Origin of the sequence: Ruegeria sp. SCP10 (assembly GCF_040329495.1) — a bacterium.
GTDB lineage: Bacteria > Pseudomonadota > Alphaproteobacteria > Rhodobacterales > Rhodobacteraceae > Ruegeria.
In genome coordinates, this window is the sequence record NZ_JBDZYF010000002.1 from 490,572 (window position 1) to 509,441 (window position 18,870).

The window sequence follows — 18,870 nt, forward strand, 5'->3', positions numbered from 1 at the left end:
TGTTGTGCTTTGTAGATCGGTAAACTGATCGGTTCAGAAAGCACCCGAAGACGCGATGTTAGATACGCACGAGGCAGCGAAAGTTGAAGACTTTCAGTTCCCATCCGGATCAGCGATGCTGTCGGCGCGCTTGTATTGTCCCTTAGTCAACCCCGAAACAGTTGTTGTATTGAACGGGGCAACGGGCGTCCCACGCGACTATTATCAACACTTCGCAAGATGGTTGGCTGCAGAGCGCGGTATGGCCTGCCTAACTTATGACTACAGCGATTTTGGCCACTCATGCACTGGGCGTTTGAAAGACTCAAAGGTCACAATGGCCGATTGGGCATTGATCGACATGCCGGCGGCGCGGGCCGAGATGCGGCGACGTTTTCCTGATGCCAACCAGTGGACAATTGGCCATTCGGTCGGCGGGATGTTGGGGCCGGTGCAGCGGGATATCGACAAGATCGACCGAATGATCTGTGTCTGCTCGGGGCTGGTCACCTTGTCGGATCATCCCTGGCCCTACAAAGGGCTGGCCTGGATGTTTTGGCGCGGGCATGTGCCGTTGCTGGTGAAGGCGCTGGGGTATTTGCCGGGCAAGGCAATCGGGTTTGGGGCTGATTTGCCGGGCCCTGTCTACTGGCAATGGCGCAGGTGGTGCACTGCGCCGCACAGCTATCTACCCGAGATGGGGCAAAACCTGCCACAAGCGCGCTGGGCGGAATCGGGTGTCCCGGTGGATCTGTTTACCAGCGATGATGATCAGACCGTTCCGCCTAAGGCGGTATGGCGATTGGCCGATCTTTATGGTTCAAAAGCGCAACGCCATGTGCTGTCTGCACGTGACTTCGGGGTTAGGGAGATCGGTCATATCGGCGCGTTTGCGCGGCGTAACGCGGCCGTTTGGCCCCGGTTGATTGAGTAGGGGCGTCGATTGCGCGACGCCCCTGTTTTGCTCACCGACCTTTTAGGTGCTTTTTGCCTTTCACAACCGACCGGACCATCTTTCCGAACGCCTTATCGCGCGCGCGAGATTGGGCGAGGGTTTCAGAATTCCTCTGATCCTCGCGCCGCAGCTTACGCCATCGATCCAGCCGCGCAGGATCAAGCGTGCCATCGGTAATCGCAGCCTGTACGGCACATCCCGGTTCCTGTTCATGTTGGCAATCCGAGAACCGGCATCCTTGCGAAAGGTCCAGAATGTCTGAAAAGACCTCATCCACACCCTCTTGCGCATCAAGCAAACGCAACGCGCGCATGCCTGGGGTATCGATCAGCCAGCCTTTGTTCCGCATTGGATGCAGGGCACGGGCGGTTGTGGTATGACGGCCATGGGCGTCATCCTCGCGGATGCTTGCCGTTGCCTCTGCCTGACCCGTCATTCCATTGGCCAGCGTGGTTTTTCCAACGCCGGATGAGCCAACCAGAGCAGCCGTCTGTCCGGTGGGGCACCAGCTGAGGACTTCTTCTATATCCTCAGGGTCAAGCGCGTTGACGGTCAGAATGGTCAGGAATGGCCCAAGTTTTTGTGCCTGACGCTGAACTGCGTCGGGATCAGCACACAGGTCCGCTTTGGTCAGCACGATAACCGGATAGCACCCGGCCTGATTGGCAAGGGCCAAGTATCGCTCTAGCCGGGGCAGGTTGAAATCCGCATTGCATGAGGTGACGATGAACAGCACATCCAGATTTGCGGCGATCAGTTGCGCCTCGGCTCCTGTGCCAGCGGCACGCCGTTGCAGCAGGCTGCGCCGGTCGAGCAGGTGCTGAATGCGCTGATCCTGATCAGCAAGCACCCAGTCGCCCACTGCAAAGTCGCCAGTTGAACGACTGGGTGAAGTAAGTGGCGTTTCGCCTTCAGTTGACAGCCCGATCAGGCGATCGCGGTGTACCGCTGAGATGCGATAGGGGGTGTGATTAGAGTAATCCACGCTTTGCGCGGCAAAATGAGAGGACCATCCCAGGTCCGAAAGTGTATGAGACATTGATCTGCCTATGTTCAGAAACAGCATAGCGACCAGATGGCAGACGCGCATCCAGTGGCGATGTGTTCAGGCAGTCGGGTAGATTGCGATCAGAACCGCGCTGCCTGAAGGGTTTTTGCTACACTCATAAAAGCCCTCCTGCGGCTTGTCGGTTGCGATCAGTGAGAGGTTGGACATCGACCCAAGCGGGGCTCGTTGTGGCTGCTTCCTTCCGGACCTGACCAGGTTGGCGAGGCGCTCGCCCGCGCCAACCTCTCAGGGCTTGATATAGGCAAGCCCGTTGCAAATGGCAACCCGTCAGAGAGTTAACTCAATGCGTTCAAAACCTGAGGGATCAGGGGCCAGAACTTGTGGTTCAAATATGTTTAACTCGGCCAAGTACTTCAGCGCGCCGGGCCCGGTGGTCAGGATCGCCTGTGCGCCGTGTTGGGGGGCAAGCGCAAAAGGATAGGGTGTCTGCGCCAGCGGATCGGCGGGCAGATCGCCGATCAAATAGTCGCGCAGGACCCTTTTGATATCCAGCGGCGGTAAGTTGATGGCCTGCGCCTGATCGACGAATGGGAAATACCCTCCTCCGCTGGCGCGATAGTTGTTGAGTGCGACGATGACCTCCTGCTCGGGCCGCAGATCAGACCCGTTAAAGCGTAAGTGTCGTATGCGCCGATTGTCTTGGCCCAGCAATTGCCCTTGGCGGTCAAATCGCGCAGGTTGTGACAGATCGATCTGGTAGCTCAGCCCGAACAGCACATCAAAGTTATACCCTGCGCGGCTTGGATCAATCAGCTCGGATGCGGCATCGAATCGCAACTGATGAAAAACGCCAGCCGACATCTCAAGCCAGTCGAGAACCTGTGCGCCGGTGACTCTGACGGCGCGCAGCTCATTGGGGAAAATATGCAGGTCGGCGATGTGGCGCAGGCAAACCTCACCTGCGGGGACGTCGGTATAAAAGCGAGGGCCAGATCGACCGCCACACTTGTAAGGAGAGACGGCCGACAGCATCGGTAGATCTGCCAGTGCCGAGCCCGCTAGATATGGCCTGAGGCCTGCTGCCTGAGCCATTGCAACAAGTGCAAGCCCCTGATCCGGGGCGCAAAAGCTGAAATAGCTGTGCAAGGGCTGCGAGATTCGGGTCACCGGTTCTGCCATCTCAGCGCGGGTTTTGGAATGGATTGGCTCAAAAAGCGTGACCAGTTCGGGGTTTTCCGGCGCCTCGGCGTCATTTGATGCCGTGCTCACCGCATGCAGTTTTGCATTTTGCGCGACAACGGCCCAGCCCGCATCGGCTGAATGCGCCATATGCAGATCAATCTGCCCCAGATGTGAGCCTGCGGAACCGGCCATGACCACGGGTTTGCCATGGATCAACCCGGCGTCATGATCCACTTGGGGCATGGTGCTATGGCTTGGACCGGGCATCGTGAAATGCGTATGCCCGGCGATCAGGGCATCTATGCCCGCAAGACCTGCAAGCGCGATCACCATATTCTCAGACCCGGGGGCTTCGTCTTCCTGCTCGATCCCTGAATGCGCCAATGCGATGATCAGATGGCATCCCGCCGATTTCAGGCTCTGTACCGCGCGTTTGGCCGCGTCGAGAATACCTTCGGAGGTTACCATTCCACTTAGGTGGTGCGCTTCCCACTGGGTTGTCTGCGGCGGCAGAACAGAAAAAACACCAATGCGCAGTGGGATCTTTTGCCCGTCCCAGGTAACGGTTCGGTCAAAGATCGTGTGGTCTTGCCAGCGTGTTCGGATGCCTTTGGTTGGGTGCAGATTGCTGCACAGAACCGGGCAGGGCGCGTCTGCAAGAATGCGATCCAGCGCGTCCAGTCCAAAGCCAAAGTCGTGATTGCCCAGACCTATCGCATCGTACTGCAAAGTGGCAAAGCCCTGCATCATCGGATGGGTGTCGTGGTCTTGTACCGCCCGGTCACCAAGCGGTGTGCCCTGAAGCGCATCGCCATTGTCGAACAGCAGGACAACTGCATCACCTGCAGAATGACGTGCGGAGTTGATCAGATTGGCGGTTCGCGTAAGCCCGACTGAAGCATCAGGCAGGTCGGAATAATAGTCGAAACCAGTCAGGTTCATGTGCAGATCGGTGGTCGCGAGAATACGAATTTTCACGTCTGCGCTTTCAGTCTGACTTGTACAAACTGGTCTTGTTTTCACTCTGAACTACTACTTTTGGGCGATAATATTATTCAAAATCAACATTTAGTAGATTTAATGCACATATTTTTAGGCGTATCAACCACGGCGTTGTCGCAGGGTCAGGGGTGTGCCGAGGAATTGCATTGCAACATTCTGGTTGCCGTGGCAGCCCTGTCAGCAAAGCCCAAGGGACAATGAATGAAAAACGCAGAACTGGTGACTTTTGGTGGCTCGGGCCTGGATCGAGCCGCTGAGCTGCGATCTGACGCAGAACGGCTGCAACAAGCGCAAGGTGATACAAAGGCGCGCTGCGTGCTCCTGTGGCGCGGAAAACTGCTGGTGCAGGGTGAGGCGCTGGATCAGCTTGTCAGGCTTCCGATGTCACACCCCGTGATTCAAAACGGACCGGGTGGGATTATCTCTGCCCCGATCTTTTTGGGTTTAGAAGAAGGGCGCGCCCCGATCTTTGCCTTTGACATCTCGGGCTGGGCAGCCGAGGGTCAGGATCTGACTGGCCTTGATACTTTTGTTGATCGGTCGGAACAGCAACACCCCGACTTGCCCATGGGCACTGCGTTTGCTGAGCTGCGCCGGATCATGACCCGGCTTTCAACCCGCGATGCCGAGCTGGCAGCAACCGCAAAGGCCGTTATTGGCTGGCACAAGACGCATAAGTTCTGCGCCCAATGCGGTGCGCCATCCCAGATCGCGCAGGCGGGTTGGCAACGCAGCTGTCCGTCTTGCGGGGCCCAGCACTTCCCACGCACCGACCCGGTTGTCATCATGCTGATCACACATGGCGATGCGGTTCTGATGGGCCGGTCGCCCGGCTGGCCCGAAGGGATGTATTCTCTACTCGCGGGGTTTGTGGAGCCGGGCGAAACTTTGGAAGCCGCTGTGCGCCGCGAAGTGATGGAGGAAGCAGGGGTGCCGGTGGGCGTCGTCTCGTACCTGTCCAGCCAGCCTTGGCCGTTTCCGTCGTCGCTGATGTTTGGCTGCGCGGGTGAAGCACTATCGCGTGACATCAAGATTGATCCAGTTGAAATCGAGGACGCACTTTGGGTCACCAAAACCGAAATGATGCAGGCCTTCGCCGGAGATCATCCCAAGCTGTTGCCCGCCCGGAAAGGTGCAATTGCGCATTTCCTTCTGCGAAACTGGCTTGCAGATACATTAGACTGACGGAAAACTAGAAAAAAAAGTAGTAAAGGCCGAAATGCAGTTTTCAGCACGTGAAGATATTGAAGCCCCGATAAATTCGGTGTTCGAGATGGTCGCCGATTTCGACCGGTTCGAGCGGATGGCGATGCGGCGTGGCATCGATGTGCGGCGCGTGACGCAGGATATCCCGCCCGTCGCAGGCACCACCTGGGACACCGAATTCAAACTGCGTGGCAAAGCGCGCCAGATGACCGTTGTCATGACCGATTGTGAACGCCCGGCGCAGATGCGGTTTGAGGCCAACAGCAAGGGGATGGCAGGCGTCACGACGATTGATCTGCTGGCGCTGTCGCAGCGTCGGACTCGGTTGAGTGTGGATATGTCACTAAGCGCGAAATCTCTGCCCGCCCGGTTGCTGTTGCAATCGATGAAGCTGGGGCAAGCGCGGTTCCGCAAGCAATTTCAACTGCGGCTGGCTGAATTCGCGCGCGAGCTGGAGCAACGCTACAAGCACGGCGCGTAGTGTCGGTTGCTGCGGACAGTTAGGGGCAAAGCTTTTGAGCGAAATCTTCTACAGGCGAGCGCAAAAAGGTGACGCGGAGAGCATCGCAAGCGTCTTGCAGGACATCTTTGATGCCGGAAAGCGCAAGGCGCCAGTAACAGCCGAGTTTGTTCTGGGTCACTATATAGCCCATCCTGACAGTGTTCGCTGCACGGTTGCCGTTGAACACATCGGGCAGATCCTTGGGTTTCAGTCGCTGAGATATGCGGCCGAAGACAACCCATATGATGTCGCGGTGGGTTGGGGCATCATTGGCACTCATATCCGGCCAACAGCCGCGCGACGCGGCATCGGGCGCGGATTGTTTGCCCAAACGTTGAACGCTGCCCGCGATTTCGGGCTGACATCAATCGACGCAACGATTGGTGCGGATAACGAAGACGGCCTTGCCTATTATGACGCGATGGGTTTCCGAACCTATCGACGGCTCGATGCTGGGGTGTCGAAAGCCTATACTCTGTTAGTCTGACACGCATGTCTCATATCATTGTCCTTCATGGTGCATCAAGCAGTGGCAAGAGCACAATCGCCCGCGCGCTTCAGAAGAAGATAGAACTGCCGTTCTGGCACATCTCGATTGATCATCTGAGGGATTCCGGTGTGCTGCCCTTGGATCGGTATCGCGCAGCAGAGTTTGATTGGCCCTCGGATCGGGCCGCATTCTTTGATGGGTTCCACAGGTCGGTGGCCGCTTATGCGGATGCGGGCAATCATCTGATCCTAGAGCATATCTTGGATACCCCGGGTTGGGTCGAACAGCTGCAGTCCCTGTTCAGAGCTCATGATGTGCTGTTTGTCGCGGTCCATTGTCCATTGCCGGTATTGACCGAGCGTGAGCGTCGACGAGGGGACCGCCCATTGGGCAGCGCCGAGCGGGATAACGCTACGATCCACATCGGTAGGCGATACGATCTTGAGGTCACGTCGACCGATGGAACCGATCTATGCGTTGATGCCATACTCGCCACATGGCGCAGCGGTGAACGCCGGTCCGAGTTCTCGGACGCCAAAAACTAACTAATAGTTGTTAGCCTCTGGGCCGGGCGGCTGGGTAGACCCCCAGAATCTCGACATTGGTCGTGAAGTGCTGCAGCTCATCCATTGCCAATTGGACATTCCGGTCGTCCGGATGCCCCATGATATCGGCGTAGAACTGGGTCGCCGTGAACGAGCCATCAACCATATAGCTTTCCAGCTTGGTCATGTTGATCCCATTGGTCGCAAAACCACCCATGGCCTTATAGAGAGCAGCGGGAATGTTGCGGACCTGAAAGACGAAACTGGTGATCATCTCATGGTCACCACGACGCGAGGTATCAGCCTCGGGTGACATGACCAGAAACCGCGTTGTGTTGTCGCCGTGGTCCTCGATATGGCGCGCCAGTACGTCCAGGCCATAGATTTCGGCCGCCAGTTCGCTGGCCAATGCGGCTGAATGCGGATCATTCGCCTCAGAGACTTCACGTGCGGCGCGGGCGTTGTCGGGGCTGACGCGGCCCCGAATGCCATGTTCGCGCAGGAAAGTGGCGCATTGAGGCAGCAAAACCAGATGGGAATGTGCCTCGGTCACATCTTCCAGTTTGGCACCGTGGACACCAAGCAGATTGATGTGAACGCGCACATAAGCCTCGTCAATGATATGCAGGCCGCTATGGGGCAGAAGCCGGTGAATGTCAGCCACGCGCCCATAGGTGGTGTTTTCGACCGGTAGCATGGCCAGATCGGCCTGGCCCGAGCGAACCGATTCGATCACATCCTCAAACGTACGACAGGGCAGCGCCTCCATTTCCGGCCGCGCATTGCGGCAGGCCTCGTGACTATAGGCACCGGGTTCCCCTTGAAAAGCAATGCGATTGGTCATTTGGTCGATTCCGTGCAACAAGTTCTTGAATTGGGCGTTTAGTCGCGGTGTCTATACCTTGCCTCTCGTCAGGGGAAGCCTTAGACACCTGCGCAGACAGCTGAAATGGACACGCGATCAATGTTCGACACGATGACAGTTACCAAGGCCTCAGCAGGCCTGTTTGGCACTTTCCTGGTGCTTCTCCTGGCTAAATGGGGCGCGGATATCCTGTATTCACCCGGTGGTCACGGCGAGGCGGAAGCCGCTTACATTATCGAAACCGAAAGTGCGGGCGAAAGCGCGAATGGCGAAGAAGTGGTCTTCGAGGACCTGCTGGCCGCAGCAGATCCGGAAAAGGGCGCACGCGTATTCCGGAAGTGTACTGCGTGTCACAAGCTGGAAGACGGGGAAAATGGTACGGGTCCGTATCTTTATGCAATTGTTGACCGTCCTGTTGCAACGGCCAAGGGGTTCACCGGCTATTCGGCGGCGATGCAGGCGCATGGCGGCAACTGGACGCCAGAAGCCCTGGATGCCTTCCTTGAGCGCCCAAGCGCCTATATCTCGGGCACATCCATGAGCTTTGCTGGTCTCAGAAAGCCAGAAGAACGCGCCGATCTGATTGCCTATCTGCAAACCATTGGCAATTGATCTTTTAACAGATCAAAAACTCGTGAAAGCCGCTGCCTGTTGCAGCGGCTTTAATTTTTGCGTGAGGATTACTTCACAATACGCTTATGCATTCTAAACTTGAAACTGTGTGGTCTAGGCTTTTAGCTAGGCTGAGACGCATCAAGACGTTGACAGGTTTGTAGGAGAGGTGGGGATGACACGCAAAAGCACGACACCAACGCAGGCGCGTATGAACAGGCGTACAGCGCTGCAACTATTGGGCGGTACGGCTGTTGCTGCAACCGCCCCCGGGCTCGGCGGCGCTTTGGCCGCTGGTGCTGATGCGGAGACCATCATTCGGGCACATGGGTATTCGTTCTTTGGTGACCTTAAATATCCACCCGACTTCAAACATTTTGACTATGTGAACCCTGATGCGCCTGTTGGGGGCCATATATCGGTTTCAACGCGCGGAACGTTCGACGGGATGAACCGGTTCAACTGGCAAGGCAAAGCCGGGCTGTATTCGGGGCTGATTGCGGAAAGCATGTTTGGCGAAAGCCCATTTGGATCTGCGACGCCTGCAGACTCCATCACAGAAGCTTACGGGTTGTTGGCAGAAGCCGTCGAATACCCAGACACCAAGGAATGGTGCATATTCTATATGCGTCCTGAAGCCCGGTTTGCAGATGGCACTCCACTGACCGCCCATGACGCAGCGTTTACGCATGACCTGTTTCTGGAACAAGGCATCCGCAGCTATGCCCGCGCGGTGAAGCAGCGGATCGAAGGCTATGAGATCATCGATGACCACACGATCAAATACAATTTTGTGGACGGAATTTCGCGCCGCTCCTTGATTTCTCAGGTTGGCGGAACCCCAGTGTTTTCAAAAGCCTGGTACGAAAAAACGGGCGAGCGATTGGACAAACAGAGCTTGCAAACCCCGATGGGCAGCGGGCCCTACGTGGTCGACGATTTTGAGCTGAACCGCTATATCGTCTATCGGCGCAACCCCGACTATTGGGGTTGGGATCTGCCGATCAATGTTGGCCGTCACAACTTTGAGACCGTTCGGGTCGAATACTTCGCAGATGATGCTGCCGAATTTGAGGCGTTTAAGGCGGGTGTCTACACCTTCCGGGCTGAAGGCAGCACAAAGAAATGGGCAACGGGATATGATTTTCCGGCTGTCCAAAACGGCTATGTGAAACGCGAAGAAATACCGGTCATGTCGCCTCCATCGCCTTCGGGCTTTATCTTCAATATGACGCGGGCACCGTTTGACGACATCAAAGTGCGAGAGGCTTTGGGGCTTGCCTTCAACTTCGAGTGGACGTCCGAATCCCTGCAATATGGTCTGACCGAACAGCGCCATTCCTTCGCAGAAAACTCGGAAGTTGCTGCCGAGGGGGTTCCCACGGGTCTTGAGAAAACCTTCCTCGAATCGCTTGGCGATTTGGTGCCCGCAGAGGTGCTGACACAGGAAGCGGTACGTGCGCACAGCTCAAGCCCGGCCCGCACCGTGGACCGTCGGAACAAACGTACTGCCTTAAAGCTGCTCTCCGAAGCGGGCTGGACCGTAAATGGTGCGGGGAAGCTGCAGGATGCCGATGGCAATCCGATGTCCATCCAGATCATGTTGAATGCGTCCTCTTCGGACACGGCAGAGGCTATCGTGACCACCTATGCATCAAGCCTGGAAAGCTTTGGTGTTTCGGTCACGGTTGAAAAGATCGACAGTGCCCAGTGGATTCAGCGGTACTATGACAAAGACTTCGACATGATCTTTTTCCGCAACCAGCCGTTCTTGGAAGCAGGTACCGGTCTCAAACAGGCGTATGGATCAGAAACCGCTGTCGTATCGTCTTACAATCCGCAGTCTTTGCAAAGCCCGCTGGTTGACGCGATCATTGATGCGGCTCTGGATACCAAATCGCGCGAGGAAGAGATTGCATCGCTAAAAGCTCTGGATCGTGTCCTTCGATACCTGCGAATTCAGGTACCTTCCGGATATGTTGCGGATACTTGGGTCGCCTATTACGACATGTATGAGCATCCCGAGGTGCTGCCTCCGCTGGCTGTGGGTCAGTTTGATTTCTGGTGGTTCAATGACGAGAAGTACCAGAAGCTAAAAACTGCCGGCGCGGTGAGGTAACAGACTTTGGGCGCATATATACTACGCCGGCTTTTGCTGGTCATTCCAACGTTGCTTGGCATCATGATCGTGAATTTCACACTGGTGCAATTTGTGCCAGGTGGCCCGATCGAACAAATTCTGGCCCAGATGCAGGGCGAAGGTGATGTATTCGCCGGTTTTGCCGGGGGCGAGAACGTTCAGACCGAAGAAACATTTGGGTCAGACAGCGAGTACATCGGCGCCCGTGGACTGCCGAAGGAATTTATCGAAGAACTGGAAAAGGAGTTCGGTTTCGACAAACCGCCGCTAGAGCGGTTTTTGACCATGATGGGGAACTACCTGACGCTGGATTTTGGTGAGAGCTATTTCCGGTCGATCAGCGTGATTGATCTGGTGCTGGAAAAGATGCCCGTGTCGATCTCTCTGGGCCTTTGGTCGACCCTGATTGCCTATCTCGTTTCCATTCCGTTGGGAATTCGCAAGGCCGTCAAGGATGGATCGACCTTCGATACCTGGACCAGCGGCACCATTATCGTTGCCTATGCCATCCCCGGTTTCCTGTTCGCCATCCTGCTTCTGGTTCTGTTTGCCGGTGGATCTTATTGGCAAATCTTCCCACTGCGCGGGCTGACCTCGGACAATTGGGAGAGCTTGAGCCTGCTTGGCAAAATCGCTGACTACTTCTGGCACATCGCCTTGCCGATCATTGCGCTGACCATTTCCGCCTTTGCGACACTGACGCTGCTGACCAAAAACTCGTTTCTCGATGAGATTAAGAAGCAATATGTCATGACCGCGCGCGCCAAGGGGTTGAGCGAAAAACGGGTTCTCTATGGCCATGTGTTCCGCAATGCCATGCTGATCGTGATCGCTGGTTTTCCAGCTGTTTTCATTGGGGTGTTCTTCGGTGGATCGATCATCATCGAGACGATCTTCTCATTGGACGGGCTTGGGCGCCTCGGGTTCGAAGCTGCCGTGGCGCGGGACTACCCGGTGATATTCGGGACGCTGTTCATCTTCGGCCTGATGGGTTTGGTGGTTGGGATCATCAGCGATCTGATGTACGTCCTTGTCGATCCGCGCATCGACTTCGAAAAGCGGGAGGGATAAGTGGCTCTCTCCCCTCTGAACCAGCGCCGCTGGCGCAATTTCCGGCGTAACAGCCGTGCATTCTGGTCTTTGATCATCTTCTCAATTTTGTTCGGCCTGTCACTGTTTGCCGAGTTTATCGCGAACGACAAACCGATCCTGGTGCAATACCGCGGCGAGTTCTATACGCCGATCTTCAACTTTTACCCAGAAACCGAGTTTGGCGGCGACTTCCAAACCGAAGCGATTTATCGCGACCCCGAGGTTATGTGCCTGATCGACAGTGGTGGCATGGACGCCTGTTTCGACGATCCCGAAGGCATTATCGAACAGATCGACGCCGGAACCTATCAGGCCGACGGGTTCGAACGCGGCTGGGCCATCTGGCCTCTGATCCCGTATTCCTACAACACGAGCGTCGACCGCTCCGGTGCGGCCCCGTTGCCGCCCAACGGGCAGAACCTGCTGGGCACGGATGACACGAAACGCGATGTGCTGGCGAGGGTCATCTATGGCTTCCGCCTGTCGATCCTGTTTACCCTACTGGTGACAGGCGCGGCCAGCCTGATCGGCATATTTGCCGGGGCCATTCAGGGGTTCTTTGGCGGTTGGCTTGATCTGATTTTCCAGCGGATTATCGAGATCTGGTCGGCAACACCCTCGCTCTATGTCATCATCATCATGTTCGCCATCTTGGGGCGAAGTTTCTGGTTGTTGGTGGCATTGATGATCCTGTTTGGCTGGACAGGCCTTGTGGGTGTTGTTCGGGCCGAGTTCCTGCGGGCGCGTAACCTGGAATATGTCCGTGCCGCGCGCGCGCTCGGCGTGGGAAACATGACCATCATGTTCCGCCACATGCTGCCAAATGCGATGGTTGCCACCCTGACCTTCATGCCGTTCATCGTGACCGGCACCATCGGCGGGCTAGCCTCGCTGGATTTCCTGGGCTTCGGCCTGCCATCCTCGGCCCCGTCACTGGGGGAGCTGACTTTGCAGGCGAAACAGAACCTTCAGGCCCCTTGGCTGGCCTTCACTGCGTTCTTCACCTTTGCCATCATGCTATCGCTGCTTGTCTTCATTTTCGAAGGTGTCCGTGATGCGTTTGATCCCAGAAAGACCTTCTCATGAGCCTGTTGGATGTGAACAACCTGAGGGTCTCGTTCCGGCAGGACGGGCAGGTTTCGGCAGCGGTCAAAGGTGTTTCCTTCACCGTGGACCGGGGCGAAACTGTTGCGCTGGTCGGGGAATCGGGATCGGGTAAATCCGTGACAGCCTTGTCGACAGTGTCCCTGCTGGGGGACAGCGCGATTGTGGAAGGGTCCGTGCGGTATGATGGGCAAGAAATGATTGGTGCGTCCGAGGACAAGCTGATGGAGGTTCGCGGAAACGACATCAGCTTCATCTTTCAGGAGCCGATGACATCGTTGAATCCGTTGCACACCATCCAAAAACAGATGGCCGAGTCGCTGGCGTTGCATCAGGGGCTAACAGGCGATGCAGCGCGCGCTCGGATTGTCGAATTGCTGACCAAGGTTGGCATCCGCGATCCCGAGGAACGGCTGGACAGCTATCCGCACCAACTGTCGGGTGGGCAGCGTCAGCGGGTGATGATTGCGATGGCCTTGGCCAATAAGCCGGACATTCTGATCGCGGATGAGCCGACAACGGCGCTTGATGTGACCATTCAGGCGCAGATACTGGAACTGCTGGCTGAGCTTCAGAAATCCGAGAATATGGGGATGCTGTTTATCACTCACGACCTTGGCATCGTGCGGCGGATCGCTGATCGCGTCTGCGTGATGAAGGATGGCGAGATCGTCGAAAGCGGGATCACGGCTGAGATTTTCGACAACCCGCAGCACCCTTATACGCGCAAGCTGCTGGAGGCTGAGCCTTCGGGCCAGCCTGACCCTGTGGCCGCCGGTGCCGAAGAGGTTGCGCGCACCGATCACCTTAAGGTCTGGTTCCCGATCCAGCGTGGGTTCCTGAAACGAACTGTAGGTCACGTGAAGGCCGTAAATGACGCCACGCTGAGTGTCAGGGCTGGCGAGACTTTGGGGATTGTCGGTGAAAGTGGTTCGGGTAAAACGACGCTTGCCTTGGCCATCATGCGGTTGATCGCATCTGAAGGCGGTATCACGTTCCGCGATCAGGACGTGCGCCGCTGGTCAACGCGGCAGCTACGGCGGTTGCGCAAGGACATGCAGATCGTGTTCCAGGACCCGTTTGGTAGTCTGAGTCCGCGTATGACCTGTATGCAGATCATCGCCGAGGGGTTGGCAATCCACAAGGTTGACCCGCACCGCGCCCCACGTGAATTGGTGGCTGAGGTGATGACCGAAGTGGGTCTGGACCCCGCCTCGATGGATCGATATCCGCATGAGTTTTCGGGCGGGCAGCGTCAGCGGATCGCGATTGCACGTGCCATGGTGCTGCGGCCGAAACTGCTGGTGCTGGATGAACCGACCAGCGCGCTGGACATGACGGTGCAGGTGCAGATCGTCGACCTGCTGCGCGATTTGCAGCGGAAATACGGCCTGGCCTATCTGTTCATCAGCCATGATCTGAAAGTCGTCCGGGCGATGTCGCATAACGTGATCGTCATGCGCAACGGCGACGTGATCGAGATGGGCGCAGCGGAAGACCTGTTTGAAAACGCTCAAACAGATTATACGCGCGAATTGATCGCAGCGGCGGGCTGACGCTCGCCCTACGCGTTTATCAGGCGTTGGCTTTTTCGCGTGTGGCCGTAGTTGGGACCGGTCCGCGCAACTCCTCGTAGTGATCGAATTTCAGGTTTACCCAGCCGGTACCGCGCGTGGCACTGGCAAGGGTTCGGTGCAGTTCATCCTGTGCGACTGCGGGAAGTTGGGCGTTGAATATCTCCCAACCCGACGCATTCGGGTTGCCTTCGAACCCCAGAATCTGCCCTTGCAGCGAACTGATTGTGGGGACCAGATCACCCACAAAATCGGATGGCAGGTGAATCTCGGCATTCAGAATGGGCTGCAGCACAACTGGCTTGGCTTGCGGCAGGGCCTCACGTACAGCGTTCTTGCCAGCCGTTCGGAAGGCATAGTCCGAGCTGTCGACATTGTGGTGTTTCCCATCGCTCAGTGTGACTTTGACATCCACCACCGGGAAGCCTTCGGGGCCTTGAACCAGAGCATCCTGTGCCCCGTGTTCAACCGACGGGATGTAGTTCTTGGGAACGGCCCCGCCCTTGACGACCTCTTCAAACTGAAAGCCCGAGCCGCGGGGTAATGGCGAAACCGAGATGACGACATCGGCGAACTGTCCTGCCCCGCCCGATTGCTTGCGATGGCGATGTCGGTGGTCGACGGGTGTGCGGATTGTCTCGCGATAAGCGGTTTCAACCGCGTCGGTCTCGATCTCAATCCCGAAATCTTCGGCCAGCTTGGCGGTCACGCGCCGCATATGTTGCGGTCCTTGCGAACCCAGAACAGCATGCCCGCTGAGTTCATCCTGTTCCATCTGAAGCCCTGGATCGATCTCGACCAATCGGCTCAGGGCGTTTGACAGGCGCACATCGTCCCTCTCATGCGCGGGCGAGACCACCTGTCGATGCGCAACCGGGTGCGACGCGGCCCAATCGGGCAGCGGTGTGGCGACGCGGCTGTCGTATATGAACCCGGGGTTGAGATGATCGGACTTGACTGCGAGGCCGATCTGTCCGGCTTCTAGCGCTCCAATCTGTGTTTTTGCATCCAACGTGGTCAGGTTGCCAACGGTTTCACCACCTAAGGCTTCATGCGCTTTGACACCATCGCCCAGGCCGCGCAGCACTGTAATCTTACCGATATGCTTCTTCACGTCAGCAAACCCAGCAATGGCCCGTGCATTGTTGGCTGCCTCATCCCTCCCAGCGGCGATATCAAACTCTGGGGCCTCGTGCCGCAGGGCTTTCATCAACCGGGTCAGGCCGTTGCCATGGCTCGCGGCCCCCAGGCAGGCTGGGATTAGTTGATGGTTCTGTAAGACTTGCGCGGCCAGTTCATAAACCTCGGCGCTTGGGGGCTGTTTGTCTTCGATCAATTGTTCTAGCAGATGATCATCAAAATCCGACAAGGTTTCTAGTAGCTCGGTGCGCGCCTCTTGTTCGCGATCCTCAACCGATAGCGGCAGCTCAATCAGGGCCGAGGGTTGGCCTTCCTGATACTTCCACGCCCGCTCTGAAATCAGATCAACCGCGCCAATGATCGTGTCCCCATCCCGGATCGGCACCTGTCGCAATGCGATGTGATGAGAGCAATAGGTTTGCAGCGCGGCGATGATGTCGCGGATGCGGCCATTTGGGTTGTCCATTCGATTGATGAACAGGAAACAGGGGATACCGGCCTCTTCGACCAAGCGCAGATAGGGCGCGCATAAGACCGCAGCGTCGGGGTCGGGTGGCACAACCACAACTGCGGCGTCCGAGATGGCCATGGCAGGGCCGACATAGGCCAGCGCATCGCCACCGCCATCGACGTCAACTGCACACCAGGGTTCGTCCAAATAAGAAAAACCGTGCAAATGCACGGTTCCGCAGATGTCGAATGTTGTGGGGCGCCCGTCGAGGCGGCTTATGGCCTCGACCAGAGTGGATTTGCCCGATTGGCTGGGGCCTAGAACCGTGAAAACGCGCATAAGTGCTGTCCCTCTTTCAGGTTGCAGAGTGGCTGCACGAAAGGGGTTGCCTCACGCTGGGGCGTCGGCACGGGTTGTCTGCGAATGGGCCTGCCTCGGGCTGTGGGCCCATATGGCGGCCCACGCCTTGAGTGTGCGGAATACACATGCCGTGCGTCAAGTCCCCTGTTTCGCATCTCTTGTCCGGGGGTGCTGCGCAACTGGGGATGTTAGATCGCGGAGCTGTGCCCGGCTTTGCTTAGGTCATAAGCGTCGAAACTTCGCGCAATCATCCGGGTCAATGCGCGAGCCTCGGGCGGGATGAACAACCCATTTTCGGTGATGCGCAGCAAACCGCCGAAGGCCGAATTTGTGGAATCGTACATACCACCCAGATCTTCGGCCGATACATCGAAGTTGCTTAGGATTTCGGCCGTGTTGATCTGGAAATCGCACATCAGTGCTTCGATCAGCCGGGCGCGTAGCGCGTCCTGATCCTTGAACAAATGTCCGCGCGAAGTCGAAAACCTCCCATCGCGAATTGCTTTGGTATGCGCCGATGTCGCCGGGTTGTTCTGTGCATAACCCTGCGGGAAGCGCGAAATCGAGCTTGCGCCGACGCCAATCAGAACTTCGGCTTGGTCGTCTGTATAACCTTGAAAGTTCCGTTTCAGCCGCCCTGAATTCAACGCCTTGGTCAGGCCGTCTTCTTGCGTCGCGAAATGGTCGATGCCGATCTCAGCGTAGTTGTCCCACATGAACAGGCGGCGGGCTGTGTCGAACAAATCCAGCCGTTGTTCCGGCGTTGGCAGCGTCTCTGACGGGATAAGTTGCTGTCGTTTCGCCATCCAAGGGACATGGGCGTAGCCGTATAACGCCACCCGGTCCGGATTAAGCGACAGAAGCTTTTGAACGCTTTCGGTCATGCGCTCCTTGGTCTGGTGGGGCAGGCCATACAGAATATCGGTGTTCAGACTGGTGATACCGCGCGCACGGATCGTATCAACCGCATCTCGGGTGGTGTCATAGCTTTGGATGCGGCCAATTGTCTTTTGAATCTCGTCGTCGAAATCCTGGACACCGATTGAGGCCCGATTCATGCCCGCCTCGGCCAGCGCATCCAGCCGCGCTTCGTCAACCTCGTTCGGGTCGATCTCTACTGAGAACTCGGCATCGTGGCCCAGAGGAACAATGCTAAAGATATGGCGGGACAGATCGCGCATCAGATCGGGATTCAACAGGGTCGGGGTGCCTCCGCCCCAATGCAGGCGCGATAAAACCACACCATCGGGCAGACGCGCGGCTAGCAGATCAAGCTCGGCCTTCAGCACATCCACGTAGGCGATCACCGGGTTATCGGTTTGTGTTCCCTGCGTGCGGCAAGCGCAGAACCAGCACAACCTGCGACAGAACGGGACATGGATGTACAGCGAGATCGCGCTTTCAGGCTTGATTGCGGAAACCCAGTCGCCAAAACGATCCGCCCCCACATCATTGCTGAAATGGGGGGCGGTGGGATAGCTGGTGTAACGCGGCACCTTCGCGTCAAAAAGTCCAAGCCGAGCCAATTGTGATTTCTGTATCATAGCGATACCCTAGGCACATAGACGACTTGGCTGCTTTGACCGAGATCAAGTGGGAACGCGCATGACAGCAAAACTACAGTTCGATCACGCTAACTGTGAAAGTTGCCCTATCCGCCATCGCGCTGTGTGTGCGCGCTGTGATGCGGATGAACTCGAAGCACTCGACAGTATCAAGTACTACCGTAGCTTCGAAGCAGGTCAGACGATCATTTGGTCGGGCGATCATATGAATTTTGTCGGCTCCGTCGTATCAGGCATCGCCTCGCTGACTCAAACGATGGAGGATGGCCGGACCCAGATGGTGGGTCTGTTGCTGCCCAGCGATTTTGTCGGTCGCCCCGGGCGCGACGCGGCGGCCTATGATGTGCAGGCCACCACGGATGTGGTGATGTGCTGTTTTCGCAAGAAACCCTTCGAAGAGATGATGAATGTGACGCCACATATCGCACATCGCCTGCTTCAAATGACCTTGGACGAGTTGGATGCCGCCCGCGAGTGGATGTTGGTTCTGGGGCGCAAAACCGCAAGGGAAAAGATTGCCAGCCTGTTGTCGATCATTGCCCGGCGCGATGCATCAGTCAGCCAAAAGGGGCTGTCTGGTCCGTTTGTTTTCGATCTCCCGCTTACACGCGAAGCCATGGCGGATTATCTTGGTTTGACGCTAGAGACCGTCAGTCGGCAGATTTCGGCGCTCAAAAAGGACGGAGTGATCTTGCTGGAAGGCAAACGCCATGTGACCGTACCGGATATGGATCGGCTGTTGGAAGAGGCCGGAGATGACTCGGATGGCGGGTTTCTTGTCTGAGTGTCTGGCTCGCTAGCGGGCTCAAACGGCCGCGCGCCAGTGTTAAGGAGAACACCGTGGAATTCAGCAGTGTATTGGCGATGGTTGCAATCGGCGCAATCGCAGGATGGTTGTCAGGCAAAATCATGGAAGGCCGTGGCTTTGGCCTGTTCGGGAACATCGTCGTCGGCATAGTCGGCGCTTTTGTTGCCGGTCTGATATTCCCGGCGCTGGGCTTTTCCGTAGGCGGAGGCGTGTTCTCGTCTATCTTCGCTGCCACAATTGGCGCGGTGATATTGCTGTTCCTGATCGGTTTGGTGCGGCGCGGATGATC

At 56.9% G+C, this 18,870-nt stretch carries 17 protein-coding genes and 1 other RNA gene; 12 read left to right on the forward strand and 6 right to left on the reverse strand.

Translation table 11 applies throughout. The annotated features are described in order from the left end of the window. Positions 1-55 precede the first annotated feature (55 nt). The gene (locus tag ABLN87_RS08820) at positions 56-913 is read left to right on the forward strand and encodes an alpha/beta hydrolase family protein (RefSeq protein ID WP_353009146.1); all 858 of its coding nucleotides are present in this window, start codon (positions 56-58) and stop codon (positions 911-913) included. 31 nt (positions 914-944) lie between these two features. Here the strand turns inward: ABLN87_RS08820 and rsgA are convergent, their stop codons facing one another. The 3 genes from rsgA to ABLN87_RS08835 all read right to left on the reverse strand — a co-directional run bounded on the left by rsgA (position 945) and on the right by ABLN87_RS08835 (position 4,148). Further along, on the reverse strand, positions 945-1,973 hold the full coding sequence (rsgA, locus tag ABLN87_RS08825; RefSeq protein WP_353009148.1) for a ribosome small subunit-dependent GTPase A: 1,029 nt from the start codon (positions 1,971-1,973) through the stop codon (positions 945-947). Positions 1,974-2,132: 159 nt separating this feature from the next. Further along, positions 2,133-2,231: signal recognition particle sRNA small type (gene ffs / locus ABLN87_RS08830), an RNA gene on the reverse strand. Positions 2,232-2,270: 39 nt separating this feature from the next. After that, positions 2,271-4,148 (reverse strand): bifunctional 2',3'-cyclic-nucleotide 2'-phosphodiesterase/3'-nucleotidase, encoded by a 1,878-nt coding sequence (locus ABLN87_RS08835; RefSeq protein WP_353009151.1) that lies wholly within the window; start codon positions 4,146-4,148, stop codon positions 2,271-2,273. Between the two features lie 180 nt (positions 4,149-4,328). On the opposite strand from ABLN87_RS08835, the gene nudC reads away from it, so the two are divergent. The 4 genes from nudC to ABLN87_RS08855 are packed head-to-tail and all read left to right on the forward strand — an operon-like array spanning position 4,329 to position 6,870. After that, positions 4,329-5,312, forward strand: a complete 984-nt coding sequence (gene nudC, locus ABLN87_RS08840; RefSeq protein ID WP_353009153.1) for an NAD(+) diphosphatase — start codon at positions 4,329-4,331, stop codon at positions 5,310-5,312. 34 nt (positions 5,313-5,346) lie between these two features. Continuing rightward, entirely contained in the window at positions 5,347-5,814 is a 468-nt protein-coding gene (locus ABLN87_RS08845) for an SRPBCC family protein (protein ID WP_353009156.1), read from the forward strand. 34 nt (positions 5,815-5,848) lie between these two features. After that, positions 5,849-6,322: a GNAT family N-acetyltransferase gene (locus ABLN87_RS08850; RefSeq protein WP_353009159.1), complete on the forward strand. Its 474-nt coding sequence runs from the start codon at positions 5,849-5,851 to the stop codon at positions 6,320-6,322. 5 nt (positions 6,323-6,327) lie between these two features. After that, entirely contained in the window at positions 6,328-6,870 is a 543-nt protein-coding gene (locus tag ABLN87_RS08855) for a chloramphenicol phosphotransferase CPT family protein (protein ID WP_353009161.1), read from the forward strand. Positions 6,871-6,880: 10 nt separating this feature from the next. Here the strand turns inward: ABLN87_RS08855 and ABLN87_RS08860 are convergent, their stop codons facing one another. Next, on the reverse strand, positions 6,881-7,714 hold the full coding sequence (locus ABLN87_RS08860; RefSeq protein ID WP_353009164.1) for a prephenate dehydratase: 834 nt from the start codon (positions 7,712-7,714) through the stop codon (positions 6,881-6,883). Between the two features lie 120 nt (positions 7,715-7,834). Between ABLN87_RS08860 and ABLN87_RS08865 the strand changes: the two genes are divergently transcribed. The 5 genes from ABLN87_RS08865 (at position 7,835) to ABLN87_RS08885 (ending at position 14,239) form a co-directional block, all read left to right on the forward strand. After that, positions 7,835-8,347, forward strand: a complete 513-nt coding sequence (locus ABLN87_RS08865; protein ID WP_353009269.1) for a c-type cytochrome — start codon at positions 7,835-7,837, stop codon at positions 8,345-8,347. A gap of 175 nt (positions 8,348-8,522) precedes the next feature. Then, positions 8,523-10,466: an extracellular solute-binding protein gene (locus tag ABLN87_RS08870; RefSeq protein ID WP_353009167.1), complete on the forward strand. Its 1,944-nt coding sequence runs from the start codon at positions 8,523-8,525 to the stop codon at positions 10,464-10,466. A 6-nt stretch (positions 10,467-10,472) separates the two neighbouring features. Next, complete coding sequence (locus tag ABLN87_RS08875) at positions 10,473-11,558, forward strand: microcin C ABC transporter permease YejB (protein ID WP_170533221.1); 1,086 nt, start codon at positions 10,473-10,475, stop codon at positions 11,556-11,558. Continuing rightward, positions 11,559-12,665 (forward strand): ABC transporter permease, encoded by a 1,107-nt coding sequence (locus tag ABLN87_RS08880; protein ID WP_353009169.1) that lies wholly within the window; start codon positions 11,559-11,561, stop codon positions 12,663-12,665. Beyond that, a complete protein-coding gene (locus ABLN87_RS08885; protein ID WP_353009171.1) occupies positions 12,662-14,239 on the forward strand; it encodes an ABC transporter ATP-binding protein in 1,578 nt (525 codons plus the stop codon). The genes ABLN87_RS08880 and ABLN87_RS08885 overlap by 4 nt, the downstream gene beginning before the upstream one ends. 19 nt (positions 14,240-14,258) lie before the next feature. Here ABLN87_RS08885 and ABLN87_RS08890 read toward each other — a convergent pair whose 3' ends face one another. Both ABLN87_RS08890 and hemN read right to left on the reverse strand, forming a co-directional pair. Next, positions 14,259-16,187: an elongation factor G gene (locus tag ABLN87_RS08890; RefSeq protein WP_353009173.1), complete on the reverse strand. Its 1,929-nt coding sequence runs from the start codon at positions 16,185-16,187 to the stop codon at positions 14,259-14,261. 209 nt (positions 16,188-16,396) lie between these two features. Next, complete coding sequence (gene hemN, locus ABLN87_RS08895) at positions 16,397-17,752, reverse strand: oxygen-independent coproporphyrinogen III oxidase (RefSeq protein ID WP_353009175.1); 1,356 nt, start codon at positions 17,750-17,752, stop codon at positions 16,397-16,399. A gap of 61 nt (positions 17,753-17,813) precedes the next feature. Between hemN and fnrL the strand changes: the two genes are divergently transcribed. Next, positions 17,814-18,557 (forward strand): transcriptional regulator FnrL, encoded by a 744-nt coding sequence (gene fnrL, locus ABLN87_RS08900; protein WP_353009177.1) that lies wholly within the window; start codon positions 17,814-17,816, stop codon positions 18,555-18,557. Between the two features lie 80 nt (positions 18,558-18,637). Then, on the forward strand, positions 18,638-18,868 hold the full coding sequence (locus tag ABLN87_RS08905; RefSeq protein WP_417750392.1) for a GlsB/YeaQ/YmgE family stress response membrane protein: 231 nt from the start codon (positions 18,638-18,640) through the stop codon (positions 18,866-18,868). The last annotated feature ends 2 nt before the right edge of the window (positions 18,869-18,870 follow it).

What these genes read in the sequence shown, in the direction of transcription:
- ABLN87_RS08820 (WP_353009146.1), top strand. Translation starts at nt 56, where the DNA reads ATGTTAGATACGCACGAGGCAGCGAAAGTTGAAGACTTTCAGTTCCCA.
- hemN (WP_353009175.1), bottom strand. Translation starts at nt 17,752, where the DNA reads ATGATACAGAAATCACAATTGGCTCGGCTTGGACTTTTTGACGCGAAG.
- nudC (WP_353009153.1), top strand. Translation starts at nt 4,329, where the DNA reads ATGAAAAACGCAGAACTGGTGACTTTTGGTGGCTCGGGCCTGGATCGA.
- fnrL (WP_353009177.1), top strand. Translation starts at nt 17,814, where the DNA reads ATGACAGCAAAACTACAGTTCGATCACGCTAACTGTGAAAGTTGCCCT.
- ABLN87_RS08890 (WP_353009173.1), bottom strand. Translation starts at nt 16,187, where the DNA reads ATGCGCGTTTTCACGGTTCTAGGCCCCAGCCAATCGGGCAAATCCACT.
- ABLN87_RS08865 (WP_353009269.1), top strand. Translation starts at nt 7,835, where the DNA reads ATGTTCGACACGATGACAGTTACCAAGGCCTCAGCAGGCCTGTTTGGC.
- ABLN87_RS08855 (WP_353009161.1), top strand. Translation starts at nt 6,328, where the DNA reads ATGTCTCATATCATTGTCCTTCATGGTGCATCAAGCAGTGGCAAGAGC.
- ABLN87_RS08860 (WP_353009164.1), bottom strand. Translation starts at nt 7,714, where the DNA reads ATGACCAATCGCATTGCTTTTCAAGGGGAACCCGGTGCCTATAGTCAC.
- ABLN87_RS08870 (WP_353009167.1), top strand. Translation starts at nt 8,523, where the DNA reads ATGACACGCAAAAGCACGACACCAACGCAGGCGCGTATGAACAGGCGT.
- rsgA (WP_353009148.1), bottom strand. Translation starts at nt 1,973, where the DNA reads ATGTCTCATACACTTTCGGACCTGGGATGGTCCTCTCATTTTGCCGCG.
- ABLN87_RS08845 (WP_353009156.1), top strand. Translation starts at nt 5,347, where the DNA reads ATGCAGTTTTCAGCACGTGAAGATATTGAAGCCCCGATAAATTCGGTG.
- ABLN87_RS08905 (WP_417750392.1), top strand. Translation starts at nt 18,638, where the DNA reads ATGGTTGCAATCGGCGCAATCGCAGGATGGTTGTCAGGCAAAATCATG.
- ABLN87_RS08885 (WP_353009171.1), top strand. Translation starts at nt 12,662, where the DNA reads ATGAGCCTGTTGGATGTGAACAACCTGAGGGTCTCGTTCCGGCAGGAC.